The sequence below is a fragment of the Nocardioides sp. S-1144 genome (genome assembly GCF_005954645.2).
GTDB lineage: Bacteria > Actinomycetota > Actinomycetes > Propionibacteriales > Nocardioidaceae > Nocardioides > Nocardioides dongxiaopingii.
The window spans coordinates 1,707,564-1,722,054 of the sequence record NZ_CP040695.2 but is presented as its reverse complement, the minus strand read 5'-3'; the positions used below and the strand labels follow the sequence as shown (position 1 = coordinate 1,722,054).

The following is a 14,491-nucleotide window of genomic DNA, read 5'->3' as shown; positions in this document are numbered from 1 at the left end:
CAAGGTGCTGAGCACCTCCACCGGAGCGGCGCACGCCGCCATCCTCGGCGTCGGCGCCTACCGCCCCTCGATCGTCGTCCCCAACTCCGAGCTCGTCGAGGCGATCGACAGCAGCGACGAGTGGATCCAGCAGCGCTCCGGGATCAAGCAGCGCCGCTTCGCCACGCCCGAGGAGTCGGTGCAGATGATGAGCGTCGCGTGCGCCCGGGAGGCGCTCGAGGCCGCCGGCATCGAGGCCGACCAGGTCGACGCCGTCATCGTCGCCACCGTCAGCCACATGATGCAGACCCCGGCCGTCGCGCCGCTGATCGCCACCGAGCTGGGCTGCGACCACCCGGTCGCCTTCGACATCTCCGCCGCGTGCGCCGGCTTCTGCCACGGCGTCGGCCTGGCCTCCGACATGATCCGCTCCGGCAGCGCCCGCTACGCGCTGGTCATCGGCGTCGAGCGGCTCTCCGACATCCTCGACCGCACCGACCGCGGCACGGCGTTCATCTTCGCCGACGGCGCCGGCGCCGTCGTGGTCGGTCCCAGCGAGACCCCGGGCATCGGCCCGGTCGTCTGGGGCTCCGACGGCGAGCAGTACGACCTCATCCGCCAGCGCGAGGACTGGCGCGACGTGGTCGCCGTCGGGTCCACCGCGATGCCGCCGCTCACCATGCAGGGCAGCTCGGTCTTCCGCTGGGCGTCGTTCACGATGGCCAAGGTCGGCACCGAGGCCATCGAGCGCGCCGGGATCACCCCCGACGACCTCGACGTCTTCGTGCCCCACCAGGCCAACATGCGCATCACCGACGCCATGGCGCGCTCGATGAAGCTGCCCGAGCGGGTCAAGATCGCCCGCGACGTCGCCGAGCAGGGCAACACCTCCGCGGCCTCGGTGCCGCTGGCCCTGCACCGGATGATCCAGGAGGGCGACGCCGTGTCCGGCGACCTCGCCCTGCTGATCGCCTTCGGCGCCGGCCTGGCCTACGCGGCCCAGGTCGTCGTCCTCCCCTGATCGCACCACCCGGGCACCCGCTGCCCAGCACCACCCGACCGCACGACCCACCCGCACGAGAGGAACCAGCCTGATGGCCACCACCGAAGAGATCCGCGCCGACCTCGCCGAGATCGTCAACGAGGTCGCGGGTATCGAGCCCGACGACGTCCAGCTCGACAAGTCGTTCACCGACGACCTGGACGTCGACTCGCTGTCGATGGTCGAGGTCGTCGTGGCGTGCGAGGAGAAGTTCGGCGTCACCATCCCCGACGACGAGGTCAAGAACCTCAAGACCGTCGGTGACGCCGTCGCCTACATCGAGCGCGCGTCCGCCTGAGCATGCCGAACGCCTCTGGCCGTATCCGCGTCTTCGTCACCGGGCTCGGCACCACCAGCCCGGTCGGCGGGGACGTCGCGTCCACCTGGGCGGCCCTCCTCGAGGGCCGCTCGGGGGTGCGACACCTCGACGAGGAGCTCGTCGCCGACCTGCCGGTCAAGATCGGCGCCCCGGCGCTGGTCGACCCGACCGACGTCCTCGAGCGGGTCAAGGCACGCCGCCTCGACCGCAGCTCCCAGCTCGCCATGGTCGCGGCCATGGAGGCCTGGAAGGACAGCGGTCTCGACGCGCTCCAGGAGTCCGGCGACCTCGACGGCGACCGGGTCGGCGTGGCGATGGCCACCGGCATCGGTGGCGTCACGACGCTGCTCTCCAACTACGACACGCTGCTGGCCAAGGGCCCGCGGCGCGTCTCCCCGCTCGCCGTCCCGATGCTGATGGCCAACGGCCCCGCCGCCAACATCAGCCTGTACGTCGGCGCCCGGGCCGCGGTCAACACGCCCGTCTCGGCGTGCGCCTCCGGCAACGAGGCGATCTCGCTGGCCCTCGACCAGATCCGGCTCGGCCGGGCCGACGTCGTGGTCGCCGGTGGCACCGAGGCCGCGATCCACCCGCTGCCGATGGCGGCGTTCGGCAACATGATGGCGCTGTCCAAGAACGACGCCGACCCCACGACGGTCAGCCGTCCGTGGGACACCGCCCGTGACGGCTTCGTGCTCGGCGAGGGCGCCGGCGTGCTGGTGCTCGAGTCCGAGGCGCACGCCCGGGCTCGGGGCGCGACGATCTACGCCGAGGTCCTGGGTGCCGGCATCACCGCCGACGGCCACGACATCGCCCAGCCCGACCCGGGCGGCCGAGGCGGCACCCGCGCCATCCGGCGCGCGCTGCAGGAGGCCGACGTCGACCCGTCGTCGATCAAGCACGTCAACGCCCACGCCACGTCGACCCCGCAGGGCGACATCGCCGAGGGCCTGATGCTGCACGCGACGCTGGGCGCGGCCGTCGAGGACGTCGTCGTCACCAGCACCAAGTCGATGACCGGGCACCTGCTCGGTGGGGCCGGCGCACTCGAGGCCGTCGCCGTCGTCAAGGCCATCCAGGACCGGGTCTCGCCGCCGACGATCAACCTCGACGACAAGGACCCGCAGGTCGACCTCGACATCGCCACGAAGGTCCGTGAGCTGCCCCAGGGCGACATCGCGGCCCTGAACAACTCGTTCGGGTTCGGCGGCGCCAACGTCGCCGTCATCTTCGCCAGCGTCTGAGCACCACACCCACCACCCAGGAGCCCGCATGACCGCCGTCGTCAAGGAGAAGCTGCCTCGCGCCGAGGATCCCCGCAACCCGGTCACCCGGCTCGCGGCGCTCCTCGACGACGGGTCGCTCGAGCTCATCACCCCCGACGACGACAGCGGCATGCTGGCGGCCGTGGGCACCGTCGACGGCACCCGCGTGGTCGCCTTCTGCTCCGACGCGACCGTCATGGGCGGCGCGATGGGTGACCTCGGCTGCCGGGTGGTCGTCGACGCCTACCACCGGGCGATGACCGACCGGATCCCGATCATCGGGCTCTGGCACTCCGGCGGGGCCCGCCTGGCCGAGGGCGTGCTGTCCCTGCACGCCGTCGGCCGGATCTTCCACGTGATGACCCAGGCCTCCGGGGTCATCCCCCAGGTCTCGGTCGTGCTCGGCCCGGCCGCCGGCGGTGCGGCCTACGGCCCGGCCCTCACCGACGTCGTCATCCTCGGTCCGGACGGACGGATCTTCGTCACCGGGCCGGACGTCGTCCGCTCGGTCACCGGCGAGGCCGTCGACATGCTGCGGCTCGGCGGCCCCGAGCCGCACGGTCGGCGCTCGGGTGTCGTGCACATCCTCACCGACTCCGAGCGCGAGGCCCTCGACAAGGCCCGCACCGTGGCGGCGCTCCTCGGGTCGCAGGGCAGCCTCAAGGTCGCCGACGTCGACGACCGCGAGCTCGAGGAGGTCCTCCCGGCCTCCAAGAAGCGCGCCTACGACGTCCACCCGCTCGTCGAGCAGGTGCTCGACGACGGCACCATGCAGGAGCTGCACGCCCGGTGGGCGCCCAACATCGTCACCGCGCTCGGCCGGTTCGGCGGGCGCACCGTCGGGGTCGTGGCCAACAACCCGCTGCGGCTCGGCGGGTGCCTCGACTCGCTCTCGGCCGAGAAGGCGTCCCGCTTCGTGCGGATGTGCGACGCGTTCGGGGTCCCGCTCATCGTCCTCGTCGACGTCCCGGGCTACCTGCCGGGCGTCGGTCAGGAGTGGGACGGCGTCGTCCGGCGCGGAGCCAAGCTGCTGCACGCCTTCGGCGAGTGCGTCGTCCCGCGCGTCACCCTGGTCACCCGCAAGACCTACGGCGGCGCCTACATCGCGATGAACGCCCGCTCCCTCGGCGCGACCAAGGTCTTCGCCTGGCCGGGCGCCGAGGTGGCCGTGATGGGCGCCGTGGCGGCCGTGCGCGTGCTCCACCGTCGCCGGCTGGCCGAGGTGGCCCCCGACATCCGCGCCCAGGTCGAGGCCGAGCTGGCCGCCGAGCACGAGCGGATCGCCGGCGGGGTCGAGAAGGCCGTGGAGATCGGCGTCGTCGACGAGATCGTCACGCCGGGCCGGACCCGCTCCGCGATCGCCCAGGCCATCGACGAGGCGATCCAGCGAGACGGCGCCCGCCGCGGGCACCACGGCAACATCCCGCTCTGACCCGGGTGCCGCACGGCCGGGCGTAACCCCGCCGGGGCCCGCGCGTTGGAGTGACGTAGGTCACCACCGACGCGCGGGAGGACGAGCCGATGCAACCACGCACCAGCTGGGGCGTCCGGGTGCTCACCGGCGTCGTGATGATCGTGGGAACTCTCGCGCCGCCGTCCTCGGGGTCGACGGTGGGGGCGACGAGAGACCGCCCGGTCGCGCGGGCGCAGGCCGGCTACCCGGACTACGGGTCCGCCGACGTCCGCAACCAGCGGCTGCGTCGCGGCTGCCACACCTACCGCGTCGAGTACGGCCTCCGGCCGCCGACCCCGGACTGGTCGGCGGTGGTGCAGCTCTACACACCCCGCAACCAACGGCTCGGCACCCTGCTCCTGGACGCGAACCGACCCGACCCCCTCGTCGGGCACCGCGGCTTCGAGATCTGCGGGGTGACGGTGGCGCCGGGTCGCTTCAAGATCCAGGTCGAGCTCATCTACACCGACGGACGCGAGGACCACCGGGCGCTCACACGACCGACGTACTTCCGGCTCACGCGGCGGCGTTGAGCCGGAGCCTCAGACCACCTGGTGCAGCCAGCGGACCGGAGCGCCCTCGCCGGCGTGGCGGAAGGTCTCGAGCTCGTCGTCCCAGGGCTTGCCGAGGAGCTTGTCGATCGCGACCTCGAGGGTCGTCTCGCCGAGCGCCGCCTTGACGACCGCGGCCTTCAGCCGGTCCTCGGGGATCATGATGTCGCCGTGCAGCCCGACGACCGCGTGGAAGACGCCCAGGTCGGGGGTGTAGGAGTAGCGCGAGCCCTCGGTGGAGCTCGTCGGCTCCTCGGTCACCTCGAACCGGAGGTGGTTCCAGCCGCGCAGGGCTGAGGCGATCGCCGCGGCGGAGCCGGCCTGACCGGTCCAGGAGAGCTCGGAGCGGTAGGAGCCGGACTGGGCGGGCTGGGGCGACCAGGAGGGGTTGACGGCAGAGCCGAGCACCCCGCCGACGGCCCACTCGATGTGGGGACACAACGCGGAGGGCGCCGAGTGAACGAACACGACGCCGCGGGTGGTGGAACGAGCGGTCACGACGATCTCCTTCTTCTCCGGCGCGAGCTACGCCTTCCCCAGCGGGCTCGATGTCGAGAAACAGGTCATCGCGCGAACGCGTGTGACACGTGTGTAGTTGTGACCCCATTGTGGCCCATGGGGCCGCAATGCACCAGCGGAACGCCGGACGGGGCTCAGAGATCGTCGATGCGACGCTCGAGGTCGTCGGCCCGCGCGGCGGCGTCGGTGATCTCGTCGGCGTCGATCGCGTGGGTGCGGTGGAACCAGGCGAGCGCGTCCTTCTCGCGGCCGGCGGCCACGAGGGTGTCCGCGTAGGCGTAGCGGAGTCGGACGACCCACGACTCACGGCTCTTGCTCGCCAGCGGTGCCAGCTCGAGCGTGCGCAGGGCGGCGTCCAGCTGGCCCTGGTCCCGGCGGGCCCCCGCCTCGACCAGCGTCATCTCGGCCTTGGCCGGCGACGCGAAGTTCGCGACCGACGGGCTCTTCGCGAGCTTGATGGCCTGCTCGGGGTTGCCGAGCGCGCGGTGGCAGTCGGCCATGATCGGGAGGTAGGCGGTGGCGCCGTTCATCCGCTTGGCGGCCCGCAGCTCGGCGAGTGCCTCGGCGTAGTGGCCGGCAGCGTAGGCGGCCTCGCCCACGGCCTCGCGGATCACCGCGAGGCGGGGAGCGCGCGCCTTGGCGGCCAAGGTGTGCCGGTAGGCGGTCTCCGGGTCCTCGTCGACCAGCATGCCGGCGGCGGCGAGGTGACGGGCGACGCGAGCGGCGAGCTTCTCGGGCAGGCCCTTGAGCTGGGCGCCCACGGCGCGGTCCAGCTCGGCGCCGGTGACGCCGGGCGGGAGCTCGGGGCCGTCGTAGACGGCCTGGTCGACGGTGCGCTCGACCTGCTTGTCGGCGGGCCGCTTCCACGCGTCGCGGCGCTGTCCGCCGGCGGCGGGCGCTCCGCGGCCGGTCCCTGATCGGGACTGGCCACCTCGCCCGGTGTCCGTGCGGGCACCACGCCGGTCGCTGCCGGCGGGCTTGCCCTGGCCTCGCGGTCCGCGTCGGTCCTCAGCCACGATCTCGTCACCCTCTTCTGTTCGGTCGTGCAGTGCTTGCTCGATGCTCCCACGACGGGAGTGCCGAAAACAGAGTAGGGGCCACCTTTCGGTGGCCCCTACCCAATGCTTGTCCGGCGGCGTCCTACTCTCCCACAACCTCGCGATTGCAGTACCATCGGCGCTGGCAGGCTTAACTTCCGGGTTCGGTATGGGACCGGGTGTTTCCCCGCCGCTATGGCCGCCGTAACTCTATGTCCACAACCCTCCCAAACCCCGTGCCGGCTCCCTGGGAGCCCGTGGAGTGGGTGGTGTGGAAACTTGTGTAGTGGACGCGAACACGACAACAACAGATGTTGTTCTTTGTGTGATGTTGGTTGAAGATTTGTAAGGCAAGCCCTCGGCCTATTAGTACCGGTCGGCTGGGCATTGCTGCTGTACACCTCCGGCCTATCAACCCAATAGTCTGTTGGGGGCCTTAACCCCTCAAAGGGGGTGGGAAACCTTATCTTGAAACGTGCTTCCCGCTTAGATGCATTCAGCGGTTATCACTTCCGAACGTAGCCAACCAGCCGTGCCCCTGGCGGGACAACTGGCACACCAGAGGTTCGTCCATCCCGGTCCTCTCGTACTAGGGACAGCCTTTCTCAAGTTTCCAACGCGCGCGGCGGATAGGGACCGAACTGTCTCACGACGTTCTAAACCCAGCTCGCGTGCCGCTTTAATGGGCGAACAGCCCAACCCTTGGGACCTACTCCAGCCCCAGGATGCGACGAGCCGACATCGAGGTGCCAAACCATCCCGTCGATATGGACTCTTGGGGAAGATCAGCCTGTTATCCCCGGGGTACCTTTTATCCGTTGAGCGATGTCGCTTCCACATGCCGACACCGGATCACTAGTTCCGACTTTCGTCCCTGCTCGACATGTCTGTCTCACAGTCAAGCTCCCTTGTGCACTTACACTCGCCACCTGATTGCCAACCAGGCTGAGGGAACCTTTGAGCGCCTCCGTTACTTTTTAGGAGGCAACCGCCCCAGTTAAACTACCCATCAGGCACTGTCCCTGATCCAGATCATGGACCTAGGTTAGACATCTAGTACGACCAGAGTGGTATTTCAACGATGACTCCACAACCACTGGCGTGGCTGCTTCAAAGTCTCCCACCTATCCTACACAAGCCGAACCAAACACCAATACCAAACTATAGTAAAGGTCCCGGGGTCTTTCCGTCCTGCCGCGCGTAACGAGCATCTTTACTCGTAGTGCAATTTCGCCGAGTCCATGGTTGAGACAGCGCCCAAGTCGTTACTCCATTCGTGCAGGTCGGAACTTACCCGACAAGGAATTTCGCTACCTTAGGATGGTTATAGTTACCACCGCCGTTTACTGGGGCTTAAATTCTCCGCTTCAACCACTGCGTGGTCTAACAGGTCCTCTTAACCTTCCAGCACCGGGCAGGAGTCAGTCCGTATACATCGTCTTACAACTTCGCACGGACCTGTGTTTTTAGTAAACAGTCGCTTGGGCCTGGTCTCTGCGACCCTCCCCGCTACCCACCGCGAAGGTGTTGACGGTTCGGGTCCCCCTTCTCCCGAAGTTACGGGGGCATTTTGCCGAGTTCCTTAACCATGGTTCACTCGATCGCCTTAGTATTCTCTACCTGATCACCTGAGTCGGTTTGGGGTACGGGCGGCGCGTAGCTCGCTAGAGGTTTTTCTCGACAGCATAGGATCATCCACTTCACCAATAATGGCTCGGCATCACATCTCAAGCTCGACATCAAAGTCAGCGGACCGGATTTGCCTGGACCACGCCCTACCTGCTTACCCCGGGACAACCATCGCCCGGGCTGGACTACCTTCCTGCGTCACCCCATCGCTTGACTACTACCGGATCGGATCCCACGCTCCACCACACCTCCTCACCCCGAAGGGATCGGTCGATGTGGCTTCAGATGGTTAGCATCACCGGGCTCGTCATGGGCGCTACTTTGCCGGTACGGGAATATCAACCCGTTGTCCATCGACTACGCCTGTCGGCCTCGCCTTAGGTCCCGACTTACCCAGGGCAGATTAGCTTGACCCTGGAACCCTTGATCATTCGGCGCACGGGTTTCTCACCCGTGATTCGCTACTCATGCCTGCATTCTCACTCGTGTCGCGTCCACCCCTGGATCACTCCGGAGCTTCACTCGCGACACGACGCTCCCCTACCCACCCACACACCCAACCACCCAGTGGCCGAGTTCCCATCCAAGGGAGTGTGAATGCCATAGCTTCGGCGGATGACTTGAGCCCCGCTACATTGTCGGCGCGGAATCACTTGACCAGTGAGCTATTACGCACTCTTTCAAGGGTGGCTGCTTCCAAGCCAACCTCCTGGTTGTCACTGCGACTCCACATCCTTTTCCACTTAGTCACCGCTTAGGGGCCTTAGCTGATGGTCTGGGCTGTTTCCCTCTCGACTACGGAGCTTATCCCCCGCAGTCTCACTGCTGCGCTCTCACTTACCGGCATTCGGAGTTTGGCTAACGTCAGTAACCTGGTCGGGCCCATCGGCTATCCAGTGCTCTACCTCCGGCAAGAAACACGCAACGCTGCACCTAAATGCATTTCGGGGAGAACCAGCTATCACGGAGTTTGATTGGCCTTTCACCCCTATCCACAGGTCATCCCCTCAGTTTTCAACCTAAGTGGGTTCGGTCCTCCACGCGGTCTTACCCGCGCTTCAACCTGCCCATGGATAGATCACTCCGCTTCGGGTCTTGATCATGCTACTCAAACGCCCTATTAGGACTCGCTTTCGCTACGGCTTCCCCACACGGGTTAACCTCGCAACACAACGCAAACTCGCAGGCTCATTCTTCAAAAGGCACGCCATCACCCCCACACCCACCATGGCTGGTGGACGGCCGGGCTCTGACGGATTGTAGGCACACGGTTTCAGGTACTATTTCACTCCCCGCCAGGGGTACTTTTCACCTTTCCCTCACGGTACTTGTCCGCTATCGGTCATCAAGAAGTATTTAGGCTTAACGGGTGGTCCCGCCAGATTCACACACCATTTCAGGAGTGGCGTGTTACTTGGGAAACACTACAGACAGATCACGTTTTACGACTACGGGGCTATCACCCTCTACGGCGCCGCTTTCCAACGGACTTCAACTTCCACGCGATTTTCTTACTGTCCCAGTCACCGGCAGATGACCACGAATGCTCCCACAACCCCCATCCCGCAACCCCTGCCGGGTATCACACGGAATAGGTTTGGCCTCATCCGATTTCGCTCGCCACTACTCTCGGAATCACTTTTGTTTTCTCTTCCTATGGGTACTGAGATGTTTCACTTCCCCACGTTCCCTCCACACACCCTATTTTATTCAGGTGCAGGTGACTGGACATGACTCCAGCCGGGTTTCCCCATTCGGACACCCCCGGATCACAGCTCGGTTGCCAACTCCCCAGGGCTTATCGCAGGCTCCAACGTCCTTCATCGGCTCTTGATGCCAAGGCATCCACCATGTGCCCTTCAATGCTTGCCAATACAAACCTTCAACAAACACAACACAAAGACACACACCAACACGCACACAACCTGCATGCACGCATCAGCGCATAACACTACAAAACATCGCCCACACCATGAGATCCCACCGACAACCCAACCCCCCGTAAGAGGCCGGCACCGATGCGATCACGTGCGGGCGGATGCTCGCGTCCACTATCAACAAGTCAAACACCAAGAAACCAACCAGCCATACCACCCACCCCCACCAACCACTGCCGGTGAGAGCCTTGCTCGGGTGACTGGGCCTGATGTCTCAGGGCCCAACAGTGTGCCAAACCCAACCGATCCGAACACCCACCACCTTCCACACCCACACACCCTCCCGAAGGAGAACCTGCAAGCAGTACTAACGGTCAGCATCCATCACCGATGGACATTCATCGACGGTTCCACTAGTGAGACACCACCAATGCCACCCAAACCCACCACCACAAGACGCGGCGACTTCGTTGAACGTGCGGGGTGTGTGCTCCTTAGAAAGGAGGTGATCCAGCCGCACCTTCCGGTACGGCTACCTTGTTACGACTTCGTCCCAATCGCCAGCCCCACCTTCGACAGCTCCCCCCACACAAGGTGGTTAGGCCACTGGCTTCGGGTGTTGCCGACTTTCGTGACGTGACGGGCGGTGTGTACAAGGCCCGGGAACGTATTCACCGCAGCGTTGCTGATCTGCGATTACTAGCGACTCCGACTTCATGGGGTCGAGTTGCAGACCCCAATCCGAACTGAGACCGGCTTTTTGGGATTCGCTCCCCCTCACGGGATCGCAGCCCTTTGTACCGGCCATTGTAGCATGCGTGAAGCCCTGGACATAAGGGGCATGATGACTTGACGTCATCCCCACCTTCCTCCGAGTTGACCCCGGCAGTCTCCTATGAGTCCCCAACACCCCGAAGGGCTTGCTGGCAACATAGGACGAGGGTTGCGCTCGTTGCGGGACTTAACCCAACATCTCACGACACGAGCTGACGACAGCCATGCACCACCTGTACACCCCCAAAAGAAGCCCCATCTCTGGAGCGGCAGGGTGTATGTCAAACCCAGGTAAGGTTCTTCGCGTTGCATCGAATTAATCCGCATGCTCCGCCGCTTGTGCGGGCCCCCGTCAATTCCTTTGAGTTTTAGCCTTGCGGCCGTACTCCCCAGGCGGGGCGCTTAATGCGTTAGCTGCGGCACGGAACCCATGGAATAGGCCCCACACCTAGCGCCCAACGTTTACGGTGTGGACTACCAGGGTATCTAATCCTGTTCGCTCCCCACACTTTCGCTCCTCAGCGTCAGAACATTGCCAGAGAACCGCCTTCGCCACCGGTGTTCCTCCTGATATCTGCGCATTTCACCGCTACACCAGGAATTCCGTTCTCCCCTCAATGCCTCAAGTCTGCCCGTATCGAAAGCAAGCACTCGGTTAAGCCCAGTGTTTTCACTCCCGACGCGACAAACCGCCTACGAGCCCTTTACGCCCAATAATTCCGGACAACGCTCGCACCCTACGTATTACCGCGGCTGCTGGCACGTAGTTGGCCGGTGCTTCTTCTCCACCTACCGTCACCCGACTGAACGTCGAGCTTCGTCGATGATGAAAGAGGTTTACAACCCGAAGGCCGTCATCCCTCACGCGGCGTTGCTGGATCAGGCTTCCGCCCATTGTCCAATATTCCCCACTGCTGCCTCCCGTAGGAGTCTGGGCCGTGTCTCAGTCCCAGTGTGGCCGGTCACCCTCTCAGGCCGGCTACCCGTCGAAGCCTTGGTAGGCCATTACCCCACCAACAAGCTGATAGGCCGCGAGCACATCCCCCACCCACAAAAGTTTCCACCAACACCCCATGCGGAGATCGGTCGTATCCGGTATTAGACACCATTTCTAGTGCTTATCCCAGAGTGAGGGGCAGATTACTCACGTGTTACTCACCCGTTCGCCGCTCGTGTACACCGAAGTGCCTTACCGCTCGACTTGCATGTGTTAAGCACGCCGCCAGCGTTCGTCCTGAGCCAGGATCAAACTCTCCGTAGAAACCTCTACAAACAATTCAAACCCGACGACGACACTAGCTTTCGCCAGAATCATTGCCGAAAAAAACCATCCAAACCCTCAAGAAAGAGGACAGGACATACAAACTAATCCGTCGACTATGACACACTGTTGAGTTCTCAAACATCAGACGCACACCAGCCTCGCCCTGGTCAGGGTCTGGTACCGGTAGCTGATGCACCATCTCGAGCACACCTTCGTGCCAGATTCTCGTCGGCCTCGATCTTGCTGGCCTTCGATCACCTGACGGTGAGAGAGTGGTGGCCGCTCGGGGGCCGGTGGCCCGACCTCTCGGTCTTGCCTCCCGCCGCTCCCTGGCGACAAAGAGAACATTAGGGGACTTCCGGGAGAACGCCAAATCGAATCGGCGTGACGGGGGCCACACCGGCCTTCCTGCGACGTTTCCGCAGGTCAGAGGCGGTTTGGCCGATCAGGGGCCGGTCAGGTCCCGCGTGTCGCCGACGTCGCGGGCCCCGGCGAGGCGCATCGACTCGGTGGTCTGGGCCGTCATCTCGGCCAGCATCCGGCGCACCCCGGGCTCTCCGTCCACGAGGGCGTAGAGGGGCAGTCGGCCCAGGAAGACGGCGTCGGCCCCGAGGGCCAGTGCGGTGAGGACGTCGAGCCCGTCGCGGACTCCCCCGTCGACGTAGACCTGCGCCCGGCCCGCGACGACAGCACGGACCGCGGGCAGCACCGCCGCGGTGGCCGGCGCGCGGTCGAGCTGGCGGCCCCCGTGGTTGGACACCCACACCGCGGCCGCTCCCGCCTCGACGACGCGGTCGGCGTCGTCGGGGCGCAGCACTCCCTTGACCACCACGGGCAGCCCGATCAGCGACCCGAGCCACTCCATGTCGCGGACGCCGAGGTCGCGCGCCTTGCCGGCCCCCGGGGCGCTCTCGTACCCGGGGTCGAAGTTGACGCGCAGCACGGCGGGGTCGACGACGTCCCAGATCACGTCGGCCTCCGGCGAGCCCGGGTACTTCGTGCCGACGACCGGGGTGTCGGCGGTCAGCACGACGGCCGAGGCTCCGGCGTCGACCGCCCGGCGCAGCAGCGGGACGGCGAGGGAGCGGTCCTCGGGCAGGTAGCACTGCACCCACCACGTGACGCCGGTCGCGCCGATCTCGGCGAACGGCGTCCCGGCGTTGCTCGAGACGACCACGAGGCCGTCGGAGGCAGCGACCGCGCGCGCCATCGCGAGCTCGCCGTCGGGGTGGACGACGCGCTGCAACGTCGACGGCGCGACCCCGACCGGGGTGGGGTGTCGTCGCCCCAGGAGCTCGACGGAGGTGTCGACCTCGGTGACGTCGCGCAGCACGTGCGGGTGCAGGACGACGTCGCGCCAGGCCTCGACGGCCCGGGAGGCGGTGCGTCCGTCGCGCGCGCCCTGGGCGAGGTAGGCGAACAACGGCGGCGACAGACGCGCGCGGGCCAGCTCCTCGAGCTCGGACACCCAGCGCGCGTCGGTCATCGCGTCAGCGGACCTCGACCCCGGCGAACTTCTTCTTGCCGCGGCGCAGCACCAGCCAGGACCCGCCGAGCAGGTCGGCGTCGGTGACGGTCGCCTCGGCGTCGTCGACCCGGACGTTGTTGAGGTAGGCACCGCCCTCGGTGACCGTGCGGCGGGCCTCGCTGCGGCTCTTGACCAGACCGGTCGAGACGAAGAGGTCCCCCACCGTCGGAAGTCCGTCACCCCGCTCGACCGAGGCGACCCCCGCCTCGCGGAGCGCGGCCGCCAGGGTCGCGGGGCTCAGCGCGGTCAGGTCGCCCCCGCCGAAGAGGGCGCCCGCGGCGGCCTTGGCCTGCTCGGTCTCCTCCGCTCCGTGGACGAAGGTCGTGACGGCGTCCGCGAGCGTCTTCTGCGCCTCGCGCAGGAACGGCTTCTCCGCGTGCCGCGACTCCAGTGCCTCGATCTCCTCGCGGCTGAGGAAGGTGAAGACGCGCAGGAGCTCGCCGACCTTCTCGTCCTCGACGTTCAGCCAGAACTGGTGGAAGGCGTAGGGCGAGAGCATCTCGGGGTCGAGCCAGAGCGCGCCCCCCTCGGTCTTGCCGTACTTGGTGCCGTCGGCCTTGGTCATCAGCGGCGTCGCGAAGGCGTGCACCGTGTCGCCGGTCGTGCGGCGGACCAGCTCGGCGCCGGCGGTCAGGTTGCCCCACTGGTCGGAGCCGCCGAACTGGAGGTCGACGCCGTGCTCGCGGTGCAGGGTGAGGAAGTCGAGCGACTGCAGGAGCACGTAGCTGAACTCGGTGTAGCTGATGCCGGACTCGAGGCGGCGCTTCACCGTGTCGCGCGCCAGCATCCGGTTGACCGGGAAGTGCTTGCCGACGTCGCGGAGGAAGTCGATGACCGAGAGCCCGTCGGTCCAGTCGAGGTTGTTGACCATGGTGGCGGCGTTGTCGCCGGCGAAGGACAGGAACGGCTCGAGCTGGCCCCGGACCCGCGCGGTCCACTCCCCGACGGTGTCGGCGGTGTTGAGCGTGCGCTCCCCCGAGTCGCGCGGGTCGCCGATCATGCCGGTGGCGCCCCCGACCAGGAGGTACGGCGTGTGGCCGCCGTCCTGCAGGCGGCGTGCGGTCATCACCTGCACGAGGTGGCCCATGTGCAGGCTGGGTGCCGTCGGGTCGAAGCCCACGTAGAACCGGACGCTCCGCTCGCCGAGGGCCGCACGCAACGCGTCGGGGTCGGTCGAGTGGGCGAGGAGACCACGCCACTGCAGGTCGTCGAGGAGTGTCGGGTCGACGGGCACGGAGGGCCTTCCGGGGTTCA

The 14,491-nt window shown here is 66.3% G+C and carries 9 protein-coding genes and 3 rRNA genes; 5 read left to right on the top strand and 7 right to left on the bottom strand.

What is annotated here, in order from left to right; genetic code table 11:
• Positions 1–4: 4 nt before the first annotated feature.
• From FE634_RS08140 to FE634_RS08120, 5 genes are all read left to right on the top strand, one after another.
• Complete coding sequence (locus FE634_RS08140; protein ID WP_138877106.1) at positions 5–1,000, top strand: beta-ketoacyl-ACP synthase III; 996 nt, start codon at positions 5–7, stop codon at positions 998–1,000.
• A gap of 73 nt (positions 1,001–1,073) precedes the next feature.
• Positions 1,074–1,319, top strand: a complete 246-nt coding sequence (locus FE634_RS08135; protein ID WP_134766389.1) for an acyl carrier protein — start codon at positions 1,074–1,076, stop codon at positions 1,317–1,319.
• 2 nt (positions 1,320–1,321) lie between these two features.
• A complete protein-coding gene (locus FE634_RS08130) occupies positions 1,322–2,584 on the top strand; it encodes a beta-ketoacyl-[acyl-carrier-protein] synthase family protein (RefSeq protein ID WP_137292229.1) in 1,263 nt (420 codons plus the stop codon).
• A gap of 28 nt (positions 2,585–2,612) precedes the next feature.
• The gene (locus FE634_RS08125) at positions 2,613–4,037 is read left to right on the top strand and encodes an acyl-CoA carboxylase subunit beta (RefSeq protein WP_148240502.1); all 1,425 of its coding nucleotides are present in this window, start codon (positions 2,613–2,615) and stop codon (positions 4,035–4,037) included.
• An 89-nt stretch (positions 4,038–4,126) separates the two neighbouring features.
• Positions 4,127–4,591 carry a hypothetical protein gene (locus FE634_RS08120; protein ID WP_138875590.1) on the top strand — a complete coding sequence of 155 codons (465 nt, stop codon included), beginning with the start codon at positions 4,127–4,129 and terminating at the stop codon, positions 4,589–4,591.
• A 9-nt stretch (positions 4,592–4,600) separates the two neighbouring features.
• Here FE634_RS08120 and FE634_RS08115 read toward each other — a convergent pair whose 3' ends face one another.
• The 7 genes from FE634_RS08115 to tyrS form a co-directional block, all read right to left on the bottom strand.
• Positions 4,601–5,107, bottom strand: a complete 507-nt coding sequence (locus FE634_RS08115; RefSeq protein ID WP_138875589.1) for a DUF3145 domain-containing protein — start codon at positions 5,105–5,107, stop codon at positions 4,601–4,603.
• A gap of 155 nt (positions 5,108–5,262) precedes the next feature.
• Positions 5,263–6,144: a tetratricopeptide repeat protein gene (locus FE634_RS08110; RefSeq protein WP_138875588.1), complete on the bottom strand. Its 882-nt coding sequence runs from the start codon at positions 6,142–6,144 to the stop codon at positions 5,263–5,265.
• A 111-nt stretch (positions 6,145–6,255) separates the two neighbouring features.
• Positions 6,256–6,372: ribosomal RNA gene (gene rrf / locus FE634_RS08105) — 5S ribosomal RNA — on the bottom strand.
• A 139-nt stretch (positions 6,373–6,511) separates the two neighbouring features.
• A 23S ribosomal RNA gene (locus FE634_RS08100) occupies positions 6,512–9,666 on the bottom strand.
• Positions 9,667–10,169: 503 nt separating this feature from the next.
• Positions 10,170–11,706: ribosomal RNA gene (locus FE634_RS08095) — 16S ribosomal RNA — on the bottom strand.
• Together the 16S, 23S and 5S rRNA genes form the textbook arrangement of a ribosomal RNA operon.
• A 448-nt stretch (positions 11,707–12,154) precedes the next feature.
• The gene (locus tag FE634_RS08090) at positions 12,155–13,195 is read right to left on the bottom strand and encodes an alpha-hydroxy acid oxidase (protein ID WP_138875587.1); all 1,041 of its coding nucleotides are present in this window, start codon (positions 13,193–13,195) and stop codon (positions 12,155–12,157) included.
• Between the two features lie 4 nt (positions 13,196–13,199).
• On the bottom strand, positions 13,200–14,471 hold the full coding sequence (gene tyrS, locus FE634_RS08085) for a tyrosine--tRNA ligase (protein ID WP_246060852.1): 1,272 nt from the start codon (positions 14,469–14,471) through the stop codon (positions 13,200–13,202).
• Positions 14,472–14,491 lie beyond the last annotated feature (20 nt).

Excerpts from the sequence above, each read along its gene's own strand:
- FE634_RS08135 (WP_134766389.1), top strand. The coding sequence starts at position 1,074 with ATGGCCACCACCGAAGAGATCCGCGCCGACCTCGCCGAGATCGTCAAC.
- FE634_RS08130 (WP_137292229.1), top strand. The coding sequence starts at position 1,322 with ATGCCGAACGCCTCTGGCCGTATCCGCGTCTTCGTCACCGGGCTCGGC.
- FE634_RS08125 (WP_148240502.1), top strand. The coding sequence starts at position 2,613 with ATGACCGCCGTCGTCAAGGAGAAGCTGCCTCGCGCCGAGGATCCCCGC.
- FE634_RS08120 (WP_138875590.1), top strand. The coding sequence starts at position 4,127 with ATGCAACCACGCACCAGCTGGGGCGTCCGGGTGCTCACCGGCGTCGTG.
- FE634_RS08090 (WP_138875587.1), bottom strand. The coding sequence starts at position 13,195 with ATGACCGACGCGCGCTGGGTGTCCGAGCTCGAGGAGCTGGCCCGCGCG.